Genomic DNA, 14,822 nt, shown 5'->3' on the forward strand with positions numbered 1-14,822 from the left:
GCCGTGGCCGGCACACATGTCATGAACCGCACCGGGTGCCGGGTCTCCCGAGCCCGGTGCGGCGGACGCGGGTGACGTCCGCGAAGCGATTGCGCCGGAAGCGGGCCGCACCGGCGCTTTTTCCGATCGGGGCGGTGCTAGATCGCCGCTCTCTGCACAGTGGACCGACCATGACACATTAGACACAGAGGGTAACTTCACGACGACTTGCGGTATTGGGGCGTTCATGAACAGGTCCGCGTCAAGGGTATGGATCTCTCGCCGGACGGCCCGGCTCGCGCTTACCGCGGCGGTCTGCATGACCGCGGCAGCGGCCGTCGTGTGGGCACCCGTCTTCCTGGCCCAGTTCGCCCGGGCACCGTTGCCGTGGAGCCAGCTCGCGGACATCGGCGACGCCTACGGCGGGGCATCGGCTCTGCTCAGCGCCGCCGCCCTGTGCGGCATCGGCGTGTCGCTGATCTACCAGCAGAAGCAACTCAGGCAGGAGCTGACCGGCATCGACCGGCATCGACACCACGATCTGATCAAGATCGCATTGGACCACCCCGAGTTCCTGCAGATCCTGGAGCCCGAGATGGCCGCGAGCCCGACCGGACGGCTCGAGGTCTACGCGAATCTCGGGATGCACTACTGGCTGGCGGCATGGGAACTCGGCGAGGTCGACGACGACGAACTCCGTGCGCTCGCCGCGATGATGTTCAAGAACCCTGTGGCACGGGAATGGTGGCGCCGGTCCGGGACCTCGTGGATCGGCACACAGACCCGCCGGGGCCGGCAACGCTTCATCGATCTGGTGTCTCAGGAACAGCTGAAGGCCTCTCACGCCGCACCCGGCCGCGCTCCGGTGGTGGCTCCGCCGCCTCCGGCAGTGGCCGGCCCGCGGACCCGCCGGCGGATACTGCACGGTTCCTCGGGAAGACAACCGCCAACAGTGAACAGCGCAATGGCCCCTGAACGGATGACCAGGCCGGTCGTGACCGAGGCGCTCAGATCTCCCGCGCTGCCGGCTCAGCACCCGCCGGGCCGGCAAGAAGCATCCGTGCCGCCCGGGCCGTCGCCGGCATCTGCCCGCACGCCCGGCGTGGGCGACGACTGTTCCCGTGGTGTCCGAGGCACTTGCCGGCTGCTGGCGGAGTTACCGGGAACAGTCATCGCGCCGGCAGCCGGGCACGGCCAGAAGCTATTTTCCGCCTATCGCGCCGAATGGCTGGCGCACGGGCGTCTACTCCTGGGTCGGGACGCTGATCACCTGCTTTTGTGGTAGGCGTCGACCACTGCGCTCGGAATGCGGCCACGCTCGGACACCTCGTAGCCGTTCTTGACGGCCCATTCCCGGATGGCCTGGTTCTGGTCCCGGTTCGACCGTGCCGGCGCCGTCGCGCGCGACCCGATCCGTCCACCGCCACCGGCGCGCCCTGTGCGGGTGGCCACGCCGAGGTAGGGGTCGAGTACTTTGCGGAGTTTGCCGGCGTTCTTCTCGGAAAGGTCGATGGTGTAATTGACTCCGTCGAGCCCGAATTCGACGGTGCGGTCGGCGTCGCTGCCGTCGAGGTCGTCGGTCAGAACGGTGATGACTTGCTTAGCCACAGGTACTCCTGAGTCCATCGAATAGTGATAAGGGATCGGTCGCGTGAACAATACCTCAGCATTTGAGGTGGTGATGTCCTGCGTGAGATAAATTGACCTGAGAGAACGCCGGCGCGACGTCTTCCCTCGTTATCGTGGGCGGCCGCCCCAGGGAACAGGACCGGCGTACGGATCAGCTCCGCGCGTATCGCGGGCGCGTCAAGACCGCCACGGCGCCGGCCGCCGTCAGCGATACATGTCGGCACCGTTCAGGCGGCGAAGGTGGCGGGGTGCGGATGCTGCGCGGCGGACGGGCGGGGCGGGGCGAGCGGGTGAGGTTCCCCGGTGAGCACGGCGACCGCCGCGGCGACCTCCTCGATCTGTGCGTGTACGTAGGTGATCGTGGTGCCGACGTCGCGTTGCCCGCTGTGCCCGGCGAAGGCTCGCGCGACGGCATAGCTGAAGTTGCGTTCGACCCAGGTCAACGTGGTGTAGCGCAGCCAATGGGTGGTGATCTGCTGGGTCGCGACCCAGCGCAGATGGATGCCGAGCCGTCCCCAGAGGTGGTCGTAGCGGCGGTAGGTCAACCGGCTGCCGTCGCGGTAACGAAGCAGGGACCCGTGTTGGTCGGTGTCGCCGCGTTCGGCATGATGATTCTGCAGGTAGTGCATGAGTGTCGGCGAGACCGGCTGCCAGCGTGCGGTGCCGCCTTTCTCCCGGAGTCGGACCAGGCATTGGTCGGGGTCGAGGTCGCGTGGTCGTAGCCCCAGCGCGCCGGCGCGGCGGCAGGCCGTCTCGAGGTGCAGCCGGATCAGCAGCCCGTCCAGGCCGGGATCATTGCCGGTGGTCGTCGCGGCGTGGACGACAGCCGCGAGTTGCTCCTCCGACAGAGCGTGGCGGGCGTTGGCCAGCCGCCGCGGCTTGGCGACCCTGGCCGCCGGGTTGCCGGCCTCGTCGATCAGGCCGTCCATCACCGCGTGCCGGTAGACGCATCGCATCGCGGAGATGAGGTGTTCCGCAGCGGTACGGCCACCGCGGGTGTTACGCCGGATGACAGCCTCGTCGCGGATGTCCTCGGCGAGACGCTTGATCTCCGACGCTGTCGGGTCGGTGATACGTCGTCCGCCCCAGCGTTGGCAGATCTTGCGCCAGTAGGGTCCGTAGACGCGCCGGCTGCCGGCCGACACCGCGGCCGTGACCTGGGGCACGTACTCGTCGAACGTCGGTACCCCCTCGTGCCGGGGAGCCTGCTGCGGCGAGCAGCTGTTCGGGGCGTACGCCGAGCTGATCGAGCAACGCCCGCAGCATGGCGATCTGATCGCCTGTAGGTGAGGGTGTCCTGGTCATGGGTCCTCCCCACGGTGAGCGGTGATGAAATCCGCGACGATCGACGCCGCCATGATGATCAGCTCACCGGCCTGCCGGTGCCCGGCGACCGCCACACGATCGCCGGTCACCAGGTCGCAATGTCGCCGGAGCTGCAGCGGCAACCGCAGATGACCGCGGCCGGTGATGCTTGTCCGGGTGCCGGCCCGCCCTTGTCCGATGCGGGCGACGATGACCGGGCCGGCTCTGGTGTGCAGTTCCAGCGTGTCGCCCGGCGACCAGCCGACATCGGTGACAGGTGTTCGGTCAGCGAGGCGTCCGTCACGGTCGACGGTGGTGACCACCAGACGAGGGGCCGAGCGACAGACCTTGTCGGGCAGGACGGGTACGGGCAGTCCCGGACCTGTCGGTGGCGACGTGGCGTCAGACAGCTTCGTCGGCGAAATCTTCGGATGCCGGGGGCGCGGTAGACCCGGACCGGCTAATTGCCGATCGGTGCTGGCGGTCATGGCCGCTCTCCGGACGCGTCACCGGTCGCGGCGGCTCGGCTTGATCGTTGCCGGCGAGGCGTGACGCCGTGCGACATCGGCCCTGTCCGTACGTAATGGGGCGGCGGCCAGTTGCAGACGGACAGCGACGTCTCGACCGCTGCTGCGATAGGGCGCCGCCACCCGTCTCAGCTCCTAGGGCGATCGACGCCACGGCAATGACGGCAAAGTCTCGTTGGGCCATGATTACGCTTAACATCGTTGTTCTCCATTGGTGAGTCATCCGATGGATGCTGATGCGGTCGTGCGGCTTGAGAAACCTCGTGTGGACTCCCCTCTCGGCGTTGCTCCACCGGGGTCAGCGAGCGTGTCCAGCAATTAGGCCAGAGCAAGCCAACACAAGCCGCCGGCACCCAAACCCCCGATGTGGCTGTTGGGCTAGGCCACAGCGACCAACAGCAATGCCCCTTCTCCAGCTGTCCCCGATGTCGTTCATCGCTCTGACCAACAGCGCAGGCGGGACCGGCTGTTGGGAGCGTCAGGGCGACGACAGCCGGAGGGAGTAAGGCTGTCGTCTCGGCTTGCCGACAAGCACACCGATACGCCGAGGTCGACCGGCACGCGTTGCCCTCTCACCCCTGTTGGGCACGCGCCCGAAGACGAACATCGGTGGCGTGGTCAGTGAGTGTTGGGCGCCGAAATCGCCAACGGCTGCGGATCAACGCGATGCTTCGCTAATGGCGAACACGCCAGTCGCGCGGCATTGCTTGGCATTCCGCCCACTTCGGGCAATACCCCAGCACGCCAGGTTGGCAGCCCGCCGCGACATCGTCTTCCTGTCGCCTGCTCCAGGCTGCGACAGGGCGCCGTCTGACGGTCACCGACGACACGATCAGCGACCAGGTCACAGCCACGTGACGTCTGACGCGATTCCAGGCATCAAGCGCTACACCTAGAGTGCCACCTTGTCGCGACCCCCAAAAATCATGACGACACAGTCTCGACTGCACGCTGGCGTCAACGCGCAAGACGCTGCGCCAGAAGTCGCCGTCCCTGACGCCGCGGTCACAAACGCTGCCATCACCCCTCCTGGCAACCGTTCGCGTGGCCTACAGGCGACGTGTTACAGCTCCGGAGGGATATCTAAACATCAGAATCGGGTGAAGGACGCAGAAGCAAGTTTGCTGCAGGCTGACAGGATTTGAACCTGCGACCCCTTGTTCTGAATCTCCACTTTGGAGGGCTTGGCATTGCTTGTCAGAAACCCGCACTGATCAGCCAGAATGTGGCTGGAGGATCCCTCGTGACTTGTCATCGCTTGCCATGAGTTGGCGTTGTTTTCGGTGAGTAAAGCCGGGGGCGGATCAGAATCGCTGCACCCTCACAAGAGGTCGCCGAGATCCCAACTTCTCCCGTCGCAAACATGATAATACGGATGGATCGAACCGCGGTGGACCATACTTACAACAATAAGAACCGCATCATCGCAGCTCAGGGCCCAGACGTTCCGGTTACGGCGGTTCGTCGCCGTTGGTGACCTGTCGCAGGCCCTGTTGCGGGCCGTTAGCGGCAACGCGTCGTATCAGCAAGATGACGCGTGTCCGGTGACCGGAGTCGACCAGTGGAGCGGTAGCGGCGATGCCGCGTTGGCGATCATCACATCGAGGCCGCCGAAGTGTCTGACGTGTGTCTGTACTGCGGCGTCGACCGCGTCGGGTCGGCGACATTGAGTGACAGCGCGATGGCTCCTGTCCCTTGCCGGGTGAGGCCGCGCTGAGTTCCTCGAGCTCGGCGGCCGCGGACGCAAGGTCCGAGACGGAGACCATGAGACCGTCCGCTTCGAGCCGGCGAGCGATGCCCGCCCGATGCCGCGAGCGGCGCCGGTCACCATCGCGGAGCGTCGCGGAGGTTGGCTGGTGGACATCAGGTACCTCCCGGTCGTGTCAGCGAGCCCGGGGTTGATCAGTCGGGATAACGTCGGCGGCAGCGACGATTAGCTCCACGCCTGCAGCGGTGCAAAGTGCGGCGAGGTGGTCGTTCGATTCGTCGGTGACGATGGTGGCGACCGCGTCGAGTTCACAGACGGTGGCGAAGTCGGTTGCTCCGACCTTCGTGCTGTCCATGACGACGACGACTCGGCGAGCCCTGTCCATGGCGGCGCGTTTGACCTGCGCCTCGCTCAGGTCGGCCACGGTGAACCCCTGGTCGGTGACGCCGGTGACCCCGAGGAAGGCGAGGTTGACGGTGAAGCTGTTGAGGTCCTGCTGGGTGAGTGGTCCGACGAAGCAACCGCCGGTGGGACGGTAGTTGCCGCCCAGTACGGTGTGCCGGATGCCGGCCTTGTCGGCGAGGGTCTGGGCCACGGCCAGCGCGTTGGTGAGCACGTTGACGTTGGCCGGGGAGCCGGCGGCGGCCGCCGGGACGAGTTGTTCGGCGATGGCGAGGGTCGTGCTGCCGCTGTCGAGGAAGATGGCGTCGCCGGTCTTGACCAATGCCAGGCAGGCGTGGGCGATGCGGGACTTCGCGTCGATGTTGCGGCCCATCCGGGCGGGCATGTCGGGTTCGATCGCCGTACGCAGGGCGATGGCGCCGCCGTGGGTTCGGCGCAGCTGTTGCTGCCGGGCGAGGTCGGCGATGTCCTTGCGGATCGTCGGCTCGGTGACGCCGAGCAGGTCGGCCAGTTCGGTGTTGCGGACCCGGCCGCGTTCGTGCAGCAGTTGAAGGATGTGGGCATGACGCTCGACGGCGAAGGCGGGCGCGTCGGACTGTGACATACCCCGAGTCTCGCGTACCCGCATCTCGCGGCTCACGCGCGCCTCTCCCCCGTGTCGGCCGCCCGCAGCAGGCGGTGGACGGCCGCGGCGGCAGCGGCGTTGTGCTCGGCGGGCTGGTCGTAGCGGGCCGGACCGATGGTCAGGTCGGCCCCGAAATCGGCCGCCACCGACTCGGCGACGTCGAGGGGATGGACGGGGTCTCGGCCGGCGCCGAGCACGTGCGTGATGACGGGCGTTCGTGGTGGCGTGGGCGCGTCACCGGGGAGGGCCACCAGCCGCTGCCAGCGCCGGGTCGCGCCGGGGTCGGCGAACTGGCCCAGCAGTGCGCGCGCGGCGGCTTCTGACGTGCCCGCGACCGCGGCGTACTCGATCGACCCGGCGAAGAGCCGCCGGGCCTGTGCCGCCGGGTGGTCGCGCAGGAGCCGCCCGATCGCGGTCAGCGGCGCCAGGTTGGGTGGTTCCGGCGTCCACCTCCAGGCGGGTCTGATGAGCAGCATCGCCTTGATGGTGAGGCGGGCTCGGGCGGCCAGTTCGGCGGCGATCCCGGCCCCCATCGAGATACCCACGACGGTGACCCCGTTCGCCATCTCCTGGTCGGTCACCAAGCGTTCGACGTCGGCCGCGAACTGACCGAAGCTCAGCAGGCCGGGCTGCTCGTCGAGGTCGGTGGCGCCATGGGCTCGCAGGTCCGGGGCGAGGATCCGGCAGTGGCGCCGCGCCCGTTCGTCGACGATGCCGAGTGGTTGCCGCCTGGTGCCTCCGAGCCCGTGCAGCAGGAGCAGCGGTTCGGTGCCCTGGCCGGTAACGGAGAAGCTGAGTCCGGTCATGCGGGTGCGTGGTCGGCCAGGAACCGGCTGACGCGTACGGCGTCGTCGGCGGCGAGGTCCTGCGCGATGATCGGCACCGTGTGCGGAAGCCCGGCGTGGAGTCGCATCACCAGGTCGTAGTCCATGCCACCGGCCCCGGGTGCGGCGTACCCCTGGCTGACGACGTCCTTGGCGTGCACGGCCATCACGTGCTCGCCGAGCAGGCCGAACGCGTACTCGAGGATCAGCCGTTGCCGGGAGAGGGTGGCCGGCTCAAGGAGGTTCGCCGGGTCCAGAACGACGGCGAGGTGCCGGGCGTCGTCGCCCAGTTCGGTGAGCAGCCGGTGTGCGGCGTCAGCGTCGCGGATCACGTTGCCGGGTTCTGGTTCGATGCCGAGCCGGACCCCCGCGTCGCGGGCCGCAGGTAGCAGCCGGTCCAGGGTGGCGCGCAGGTCATTCCAGGCGGTGGCGGTGTTGTTGCCGGGGTGGGCCCGCCACATGTTGTCCGCGTCGCGAGTGCCGGTGCAGAGCGTGACGACCTCGGCGCCGATGGCGGGTGCCCTGGCGATGACCTGACGGCAGGCTTCGGTGTTGGTCTCGCGTACCGCGCGGTCCGGGTGAATCGCGTTGAAGGTTCCTGACAGACCCCAGATCCGTACGCCCGCGTCGGTGAATTCGCGGCCGATGCCGGCCGCGTCCTCAACGGTGAGGGTGGTGTCCAGGGTGGTACGCCCGAGCGCCGACAGGTTGAGCTGAGTGGCGGTGAAGCCGGCGGCTCGGATGGCTCGCGCGACCTCGGCCGCCGGGCCGGGCGGGAAGACCCGCGCGAACACTCCGAGCTCGGTCACGGCTTCACCCACGAACCGTCGTTGGCCACCGACTCGGCGACGGCGTCGATAAGCCTGACCGCGGCCACCCCGTCCTGGGCGTCCGGGCTGGCCGGAGTGCCCGAGGCGATCGCGGCCGCGAACGCCTCGATCTGACGTTCGTAGGCGTTGGAGTCGGGGAAGACCGCTCGTTCGCTCGTGCCGTTCGCCTCGTCGTAGACCTCGACGTCACTCGCACGCAGGACGAACGGGAAGTGGGTACGCAGTCTGACGTGGCCCTTCTCGCCGTAGATGTCGGCGCCCTCGGACCACTCCGCGTGGACGTTCGCGGTGATCTCGAAGTGCGCGAGACCGCCTTCAGCCAGTCCCGCCAGACCGTGCCAGGTGTAGTCCTTGCCGGAGTGGGCCAGCTGGGCCGACACCCGGGCCGGGTCGCCGAGCAGGTACCGCACCCCGTCGAGGACGTGGGCGCCGTGGGTGGTGAGCAGGTAACTGGACCGGTCGGCCTTGAAGGCCGCCTCCTGCTGCCGGACCGTCTCGTCGACGACCAGGGCGGGGAACAGGGTCGCCTCGGTCGCCGGCCGCAGTGCCGACATCACCCGGTACCAGACGGTGGCCGACAGCACCTTCCCGATGCGGTCACGCACGGCTTCCGCGGCGTGCTGCACGCCCGGGTCGTACCGCTTCATCGCGCCGACCTGGAGTGTCAGGCCGCTCTCCCGCGCGACGGCGGCCAGTTCCTCGGCGTCCTCGACGGTGCCGGCAAGCGGCTTCTCCACCAGCACGTGCTTCCCGGCGCGCAGGGCTTTCACGCCGAGCGGCAGGTGCAGCCGGTCCGGCACCGCGACGATCACCGCCTCGACGTTGTCGTCGTCGAGCAACTCGTCGACAGACTGATATCCGGGTACGCCGTACCGGCTGCTCAGCGGCCCGGCGAGCAGCGGCGACGGGTCGCAGAGAGCGACGAGTTCGGCCCCTTCGGCGCGCGCCAGTGCGGGCAGGTGAGCAGCTTGGGCGATACGCCCGGCGCCGACGACGCCGATGCGGAGGTTGGACATGGGTGCTCCTTGCGTCAAAGGCCCGGCTGAGGCTGAACGGCGAGTTCGGCGGCCCCGAGGACGCCGGCGCGGTTGCCGGCGCGGGCCAGGGAGATATGCGGGCGGGGATGGACCGGTCCGATCGGTTCGATCCGGGCGACGGCTTTGCGTACGGCGTCGAGCAGGACATCGCCGATGGCGCTCGCGCCGCCGCCGAGCACCACGGTGTGCGGGTCGATGACGCAGGCGAGCTGCCCGCACGCCAGCGCGATGGCCCGGGCGGCGTCGTCAATGACGGTCAGCACGGCCGTGTCGCCGGCGTTCGCCCGCGCGGCGACGTCCGGCCCGGTCCAGGCGGACGTGTCGAGACCGGCGGCGCGGCCCCGCTCGACGGCCCCGGCGAGGATCGCCTTGCCGCTGGCATAGACGGCCAGGCATCCGCGGCGCCCGCAGACGCAGGCCGGTCCGGTCGAGTCGACCTGCAGGTGCCCGAGTTCGCCGGCCAGCCCGGAGGCCCCGGTGATCAGCCGGCCGTCACAGATCACCCCGCCACCCACGTCGGTGCCGAGCGTCAGCATGACGAAGGCACCCTCGGACGGCGCACCCGCGAGGACGTACTCGCCCCAAGCTGCGGCGTTGGCATCGTTGTGCAGGACCGTGTGCAGACCGGTGCTGCGGGCTAGATCCTGCCGCAGTTGCCGGCGCTCCCAGCCGAGGCTGACCGCGGACACCACGTCGCCTCGGTCGGGGCTGAGCCAGGCGGCCATCGCGATCCCCACCGCCGGCCGGTTCGCGCTGCCATCGGTCAGCTCGGCGATGCGCGCGGTGATGTGTGCGATCAGCCGGTCGTAGTGCTTGGTGGGCAACGGCGTGAGCTCGAAGTCGCGGAGCTGCCCGCTGTGGCCCACCGAACCGATGGCCAGCTTCGTGCCTCCGATGTCCACCCCGATCGCCCGCATTGCCACCTCCAGTCGACTCCATCCGAGCCTAAACGAAACGATCCGAGTCTGTATACTCCCACGGATACTTTCGATTTGACTCTTTACAGCTCAGTATCGGTACGGCACAGTGCCGTACAGACGCATTGCTCGACTCGGTCATGGGGGAGGTCCTGTGCAGGCCTACGTCTCGCTGTGGTCGGCGGATCTACTCGACGTCGGCCGCGACATCGACCGGGTCGCCGACATCGCCGACGGTTTCCACATCGACGTCTTCGACGGCCACAACGTGGCCGAGCTGCTCTTCGGGCCGGACTTCGTGGCCGCCGTCCGGAAGCGGACCGCGCTGCCGCTCGACGTGCACCTGAACGTCAGCGATCCCGGCCTCTGGGCCAGGCGGTTCATCGACGTCGGCGCCGACATGGTGACCGTGCAGGCATCGGCCTGCCCCGACATCGCCGCCACCCTGGGCCTGATCCGCCAGGCCGGCGCCCGGCCGTCCCTGGGCGTCGAGGTGCACGAGGAGGTCGCCGACGCTCTGCGATGGACCGGACACATCGACCGCTTCCTGCTCATGGGCACGGCCATCGGCGTCAAGGGCGCGGGTCAGGTCCCGGACGCACCGGACCGGGTACGACGGCTCAAGACCGGCATCAGCACACTCGGGTCGGGTCAGCCGGTCTTCGTCGACGGCGGTATCCGCGCCGAGACGGTCGGCCCGATCGCAGACGCCGGCGCCGACGGCGTCATCCCGGGATCTCTGGTCTACGGGGCACCGGACCCGGCCGCCGCGATCCGGGCCTTGCACGTCCTCGGAGGGCCGAAATGAAGGCCGTGGTCTACGACGCCGCCCGCAGCTTCACCGTCAAAGAGATCGCGAAGCCCTCCGCGGGTCCGGGCGAGGTACGGATCCGGGTCGACCAGGTCGGCCTCTGCGGAACCGATCTACACCTCCACGAAGGCGGCTTCGACGCGGTCTTCCCCCTCACCCCCGGACACGAGGTCGTCGGCGTAGTCGACCAGTTGGGCGAGGGCGTCACCCGGTTCAGCGTCGGCGAACAGGTGACTGTCAACCCCAACCTGCACTGCGGTTACTGCGACTACTGCCGCGCCGGCCGGCTGATCTCCTGTACGAACGCCAAGGGCTTCGGCGCCAACGTCACCGGTTTCTTCTCCGAGTTCGCGACCGCCCCGCAAAGCCTCGTGTTCTCCGTGGAAGGCCTGCCCCGGGACGTCGCCGTGTTCACCGAACCGGCCGCCTGCGCCATGCACGGCCTCGAGACCGCCGCCGTACGCCCGGGCTCCAGCGCCCTGGTCTTCGGCGCAGGACCCACCGGACTGCTGCTGGCCCAACTGCTCGCCACCGGCGGCGCCTCGTCCGTGACCGTCGCGGCGCCGACCCGATTCAAACTCGACACCGCCGCCGCCCTCGGCGTCGACCACACCGTGCAGATCAACCGTGGCGATGCCGGCGACACGATCTCCAAGGTACAGGCCGCCTCGCCACAGGGGGACGGATACGACCTCGTCGTCGAAGCAACCGGATCCACCGCGATCGGGGAGCTCTGTGTCCCGGTCACGCGCAACGGCGGCACGGTCCTCGTTTACGGCGTCACCCGCGCCGACGAGACCGTCCGCTTCCACCCGTTCGACGTCTTCCGCCGCGAGATCACCATCAAAGGGTCCTTCGCCGAGATGACCTCGTTCGGCGCCGCCATCGCGGCGCTGCGCTCCGGCCGTGCCAGGACCGACGGCATCATCACCCACCGATACTCCCTCGACGACTACGCCGAAGGTCTTGAGGCGCTGGCGTCCGACCCCGCCGTCCACAAGGTCGTCATCGCTCCCTGAGCGGACGCGCCACAACCCCGACGGCCGGCCCTCCATCGCTGACCGTCGAGCAGCCGGCCCCCTTGCGAATCAACCGAACAAGATGCCGCGCCCGGACGAGAACTCCGCTCCCGCGGCCCCGGCCAGAGAGGAACCTCGTGCGCCTGTACCTGGACACCGCGGACCGCACGGCCGCCGAGAACCTCCTCGCGACCGCGCTCTTCACCGGCGTCGCCACCAACCCGACGATTCCTCAACGCGCGGAGCTCGGCGGCTCCGCCATTCCCGACATCTACCGCTGGGCCACCCGAGCCGGATCCAAAGAGGTCTTCTCCCAGGCGTGGGGTGAAGACCCGGCCACACTTGTCAGACGTGGGCGCGAACTGCGTAGCCGCGGCACCGAGGTCGTCGTCAAGCTCGCAGCGTCCCGGGCCGGCACCCAGGCATGCGCCGAACTCGCCGCCGAAGCGGTCCGGAGTCTCGAGCGGGCCGCACGCTCGGCCGGCACCACGGATCAGGACAACGCGGCCGTCGTCGCCACCCGCAGCCGGGCCACTCTCGTCATCACGGTCACACCCTCATGAGGGCGGTCCGATACGACGGTCCGCGCAGCTTCACCGTCACGGACGTACCGACGCCGCCAGTCGGCCCGGGCGATGTCAGGATCGCGGTTCAGACCGTCGGTGTCTGCGGCACGGACCTCCACCTGCACCACGGCCACTTCAACGCCGTCTTCCCGTTCATTCCCGGCCACGAGATGGTCGGCCAGGTCGAGGAGATCGGTAGCAACGTCGCCGGCGTACATCCCGGCGAACTCGTCACCGTCAACCCGAACATCTACTGCGGCAGCTGCGACTACTGCCTGGCCGGCCGACTCGGCCTGTGCGGCAACTCCCGCGGGATGGGCAGCAGCCTGCCCGGGTTCTTCGCCGAGTCCGTCACCGTCGATCAGCGACAGGTCTTTTCCGTCGAGGGCCTGGACCCGGACGTCGCCGTGTTCACCGAACCCACCGCCTGCGCGATGCACGGCGTCGAAACCCTCGGCGTACGCCCCGGCTCACACGCCCTGGTCATCGGCGCCGGCCCGACCGGCATCCTGCTGTCCCAACTGATCGGGTCAGGCGGCGCGGCATCCGTCACCGTCGCCGACATCGCGCCCGCCAAACTGCAGACGGCCTCCCGCCTCGGAGCCGATCTCACGATCGCCCTGACCCGGGACACCGCAAAGAGCGCCGAGACCCTGCTCGAGGCGGCACCGTCCGGAGACGGCTATGACATCGTCGTCGAGGCAACCGGCCTCACCGCCATCGGCGACATCTGCGTCCCGCTCACCCGCAACGGCGGGACCGTCCTGATCTACGGCGTCACCCGCGCCGACGAAACACTGTCCGCCAGCCCCTACGACATCCTCCGACGCGGGATCACCATCAAAGGCTCCTACGCCGAAATGACCACGTTCGGCGCGGCCGTCGCAGCACTGCGCACCGGCCGGGCACGAACGAACGAAATCATCACCCACCGGTTCCCACTCGACTACTACGGCCAGGTCCTCGCCGCACTCACCAACGACCCGACGGCCCACAAAGTCGTGATCGACGTCCGATGACATAGCAAGCTCGTGGAGAAAGCCGAGCGTGGAAGAACGCCTGTCACCGGACAGCCGGTTCTTGTGATCAAGGCTCACCTCCTCGGCCCGTGGCAGCCGTACAGAGCCGTGGGACACCGCGAGGTGGGTTGACGGACCGGTACGTTAGTCGTAACTTACCGTTCGTGGCTACTTACCGAGCGGGTGACGGGTGGGACGCGCTGGGCGATCCGACCCGGCGTGCCATCGTCGCGTGCCTCGCCGAGCGGCCCCAGGCGGTCGGCGAGCTGGCGGACGCGTTGCCGATCAGCCGTCCCGCGGTGTCGCAGCACTTGAAGGTGTTGAAGGAGGCCGGGCTGGTGACCGACCGGGCGGCGGGCACCCGCCGGGTCTACCGGCTCAACCCGGCCGGGGTGGCCGCGCTGCGCGACCAGCTCGACACCTACTGGGCCCGCGCGCTGGACGGTTTTCAGGACGTGACAGAACGTCCGGACGAGGAGAGGTCATGACCGAGACCGAGTTGGTGGTGCGCCGACAGGTCGTCGTCGACGCCCCGATCGAACGGGCCTTCGACGTGTTCACGCAGCGGTTCGGTGACTTCAAACCGCGTGAGCACAACATCATGGGTACGCCGATCGTCGAGACGGTGTTCGAGCCGAAGGTCGGCGGGCACATCTACGACCGCGGCGAGGACGGCACCGAGTGCCGGTGGGCGCGGATCCTCGCCTTCGACCCACCAGACCGGGTCGTGTTCTCCTGGGACATCGGGCCGACCTGGCAGGTGGAGCAGGATCCGGACAACACCAGCGAGGTCGAGGTCCGGTTCATCGCTGAGACACCGGAGCGGACCCGGGTCGAGCTCGAACACCGCAACCTCGACCGGCACGGCCCCGGCTGGGAATCGGTCCGCGACGGCATCGGCCAAGACCAGGGCTGGCCGTTGTACCTGGCCCGCTACACCGCCCTGTTCACCGAGACGAGCTGACATGCCGGCCGCCAGCACCGCCACCGTTACCAGCGTCGACATCAATCGGCCGGCCGCGGACGTCTTCGCCCACGCCACCGACCCGACCCGCTTCCACCAATGGCAGCAAGGCGTCGTCGACGGCCGCATGGAACACACCGGGCCACCACAGGTCGGCGCCCGCTGTCTGACCACCCGGCGCATCGGCGGTGCCGACCGGGCAAGCACCTCGACCGTCACCCACGTTGAACCACCACACACCTGGGGAGTCGAAGGAATCGACGGCCCGATCCGGGCCACCGTGGACGTCACCGTGGAACCGCTGACCGCGGGCCGGTCCCGGCTGACCATCTCGGTCGACTTCACCGGCCACGGCATCGGCAAACTCCTGGTACCACTGGTCGTACGCCGGCAGGCCCGCGCCGAGATGCCCGCCAACCTCGCCACCCTCAAACGGCAGATGGAAACCCGGTAGCTATCGAAAAGGCTCAGACGTCCACGGGTCAGGGACCGGCGGCGCCGCGCGGCGCATACATGATCACGGCGACGCCGAGCAGGCAGAAGCCGGCCGGCGGCGTGCCCTCCCTGTGCCGTTCGGAAACCCGGCCGCGGGGTCTGACGTGCGGTTTGTCCGGCACCCTGGCCCGCTCCCATGGTCATGCTGACGCCATGATCCTGTCG

16 protein-coding genes are annotated in these 14,822 nt (G+C 68.7%); 8 read left to right on the forward strand and 8 right to left on the reverse strand.

Features of this window, described 5'->3' with window-relative positions; all coding sequences use genetic code 11:
* Positions 1-298: 298 nt before the first annotated feature.
* Complete coding sequence (locus AB0O15_RS13785) at positions 299-1,264, forward strand: DUF6082 family protein (RefSeq protein ID WP_364318079.1); 966 nt, start codon at positions 299-301, stop codon at positions 1,262-1,264.
* Here the strand turns inward: AB0O15_RS13785 and AB0O15_RS13790 are convergent.
* From AB0O15_RS13790 to AB0O15_RS13825, 8 genes are all read right to left on the reverse strand, one after another.
* Positions 1,246-1,587, reverse strand: coding sequence for an Lsr2 family protein (locus tag AB0O15_RS13790; protein ID WP_364318080.1), 342 nt, complete (start codon positions 1,585-1,587; stop codon positions 1,246-1,248). The two genes, AB0O15_RS13785 and AB0O15_RS13790, sit on opposite strands and share 19 nt — an antisense overlap.
* Positions 1,588-1,835: 248 nt before the next feature.
* Positions 1,836-2,774 carry a site-specific integrase gene (locus AB0O15_RS13795; protein WP_364318082.1) on the reverse strand — a complete coding sequence of 313 codons (939 nt, stop codon included), beginning with the start codon at positions 2,772-2,774 and terminating at the stop codon, positions 1,836-1,838.
* 135 nt (positions 2,775-2,909) lie between these two features.
* Positions 2,910-3,401 (reverse strand): hypothetical protein, encoded by a 492-nt coding sequence (locus AB0O15_RS13800; protein WP_364318084.1) that lies wholly within the window; start codon positions 3,399-3,401, stop codon positions 2,910-2,912.
* A 1,922-nt stretch (positions 3,402-5,323) separates the two neighbouring features.
* Positions 5,324-6,154 (reverse strand): DeoR/GlpR family DNA-binding transcription regulator, encoded by an 831-nt coding sequence (locus AB0O15_RS13805; RefSeq protein WP_364318086.1) that lies wholly within the window; start codon positions 6,152-6,154, stop codon positions 5,324-5,326.
* A 32-nt stretch (positions 6,155-6,186) separates the two neighbouring features.
* The gene (locus tag AB0O15_RS13810; RefSeq protein ID WP_364318088.1) at positions 6,187-6,981 is read right to left on the reverse strand and encodes an alpha/beta hydrolase; all 795 of its coding nucleotides are present in this window, start codon (positions 6,979-6,981) and stop codon (positions 6,187-6,189) included.
* Positions 6,978-7,808 (reverse strand): sugar phosphate isomerase/epimerase, encoded by an 831-nt coding sequence (locus AB0O15_RS13815; RefSeq protein WP_364318090.1) that lies wholly within the window; start codon positions 7,806-7,808, stop codon positions 6,978-6,980. Before AB0O15_RS13815 ends, AB0O15_RS13810 begins: the two co-directional genes overlap by 4 nt.
* Positions 7,805-8,845: a Gfo/Idh/MocA family oxidoreductase gene (locus tag AB0O15_RS13820; protein ID WP_364318092.1), complete on the reverse strand. Its 1,041-nt coding sequence runs from the start codon at positions 8,843-8,845 to the stop codon at positions 7,805-7,807. Before AB0O15_RS13820 ends, AB0O15_RS13815 begins: the two co-directional genes overlap by 4 nt.
* Before the next feature lie 14 nt (positions 8,846-8,859).
* A complete protein-coding gene (locus AB0O15_RS13825; RefSeq protein ID WP_364318093.1) occupies positions 8,860-9,783 on the reverse strand; it encodes an ROK family protein in 924 nt (307 codons plus the stop codon).
* Between the two features lie 154 nt (positions 9,784-9,937).
* On the opposite strand from AB0O15_RS13825, the gene AB0O15_RS13830 reads away from it, so the two are divergent.
* From AB0O15_RS13830 to AB0O15_RS13860, 7 genes are all read left to right on the forward strand, one after another.
* Positions 9,938-10,591, forward strand: a complete 654-nt coding sequence (locus AB0O15_RS13830) for a ribulose-phosphate 3-epimerase (protein WP_364318095.1) — start codon at positions 9,938-9,940, stop codon at positions 10,589-10,591.
* On the forward strand, positions 10,588-11,613 hold the full coding sequence (locus AB0O15_RS13835; RefSeq protein WP_364318097.1) for a zinc-dependent alcohol dehydrogenase family protein: 1,026 nt from the start codon (positions 10,588-10,590) through the stop codon (positions 11,611-11,613). Before AB0O15_RS13830 ends, AB0O15_RS13835 begins: the two co-directional genes overlap by 4 nt.
* A 137-nt stretch (positions 11,614-11,750) precedes the next feature.
* Entirely contained in the window at positions 11,751-12,176 is a 426-nt protein-coding gene (locus AB0O15_RS13840; protein WP_364318099.1) for a transaldolase family protein, read from the forward strand.
* Complete coding sequence (locus AB0O15_RS13845; protein WP_364318101.1) at positions 12,173-13,198, forward strand: zinc-dependent alcohol dehydrogenase family protein; 1,026 nt, start codon at positions 12,173-12,175, stop codon at positions 13,196-13,198. Before AB0O15_RS13840 ends, AB0O15_RS13845 begins: the two co-directional genes overlap by 4 nt.
* A gap of 164 nt (positions 13,199-13,362) precedes the next feature.
* Complete coding sequence (locus tag AB0O15_RS13850; protein ID WP_364318102.1) at positions 13,363-13,686, forward strand: metalloregulator ArsR/SmtB family transcription factor; 324 nt, start codon at positions 13,363-13,365, stop codon at positions 13,684-13,686.
* Positions 13,683-14,162 (forward strand): SRPBCC family protein, encoded by a 480-nt coding sequence (locus AB0O15_RS13855; protein ID WP_364318104.1) that lies wholly within the window; start codon positions 13,683-13,685, stop codon positions 14,160-14,162. The genes AB0O15_RS13850 and AB0O15_RS13855 overlap by 4 nt, the downstream gene beginning before the upstream one ends.
* 1 nt (position 14,163) lies before the next feature.
* A complete protein-coding gene (locus AB0O15_RS13860; protein ID WP_364318106.1) occupies positions 14,164-14,616 on the forward strand; it encodes an SRPBCC family protein in 453 nt (150 codons plus the stop codon).
* The last annotated feature ends 206 nt before the right edge of the window (positions 14,617-14,822 follow it).

The sequence above is a fragment of the Actinoplanes sp. NPDC089786 genome, assembly GCF_040684855.1.
Taxonomy (GTDB): Bacteria; Actinomycetota; Actinomycetes; order Mycobacteriales; family Micromonosporaceae; genus Actinoplanes.

Coding starts and splice junctions, on each gene's coding strand:
- AB0O15_RS13785 (WP_364318079.1), top strand. CDS start 299: ATGACCGCGGCAGCGGCCGTCGTGTGGGCACCCGTCTTCCTGGCCCAG.
- AB0O15_RS13800 (WP_364318084.1), bottom strand. CDS start 3,401: ATGACCGCCAGCACCGATCGGCAATTAGCCGGTCCGGGTCTACCGCGC.
- AB0O15_RS13805 (WP_364318086.1), bottom strand. CDS start 6,154: ATGTCACAGTCCGACGCGCCCGCCTTCGCCGTCGAGCGTCATGCCCAC.
- AB0O15_RS13810 (WP_364318088.1), bottom strand. CDS start 6,981: ATGACCGGACTCAGCTTCTCCGTTACCGGCCAGGGCACCGAACCGCTG.
- AB0O15_RS13820 (WP_364318092.1), bottom strand. CDS start 8,845: ATGTCCAACCTCCGCATCGGCGTCGTCGGCGCCGGGCGTATCGCCCAA.
- AB0O15_RS13825 (WP_364318093.1), bottom strand. CDS start 9,783: ATGCGGGCGATCGGGGTGGACATCGGAGGCACGAAGCTGGCCATCGGT.
- AB0O15_RS13835 (WP_364318097.1), top strand. CDS start 10,588: ATGAAGGCCGTGGTCTACGACGCCGCCCGCAGCTTCACCGTCAAAGAG.
- AB0O15_RS13845 (WP_364318101.1), top strand. CDS start 12,173: ATGAGGGCGGTCCGATACGACGGTCCGCGCAGCTTCACCGTCACGGAC.
- AB0O15_RS13855 (WP_364318104.1), top strand. CDS start 13,683: ATGACCGAGACCGAGTTGGTGGTGCGCCGACAGGTCGTCGTCGACGCC.
- AB0O15_RS13860 (WP_364318106.1), top strand. CDS start 14,164: ATGCCGGCCGCCAGCACCGCCACCGTTACCAGCGTCGACATCAATCGG.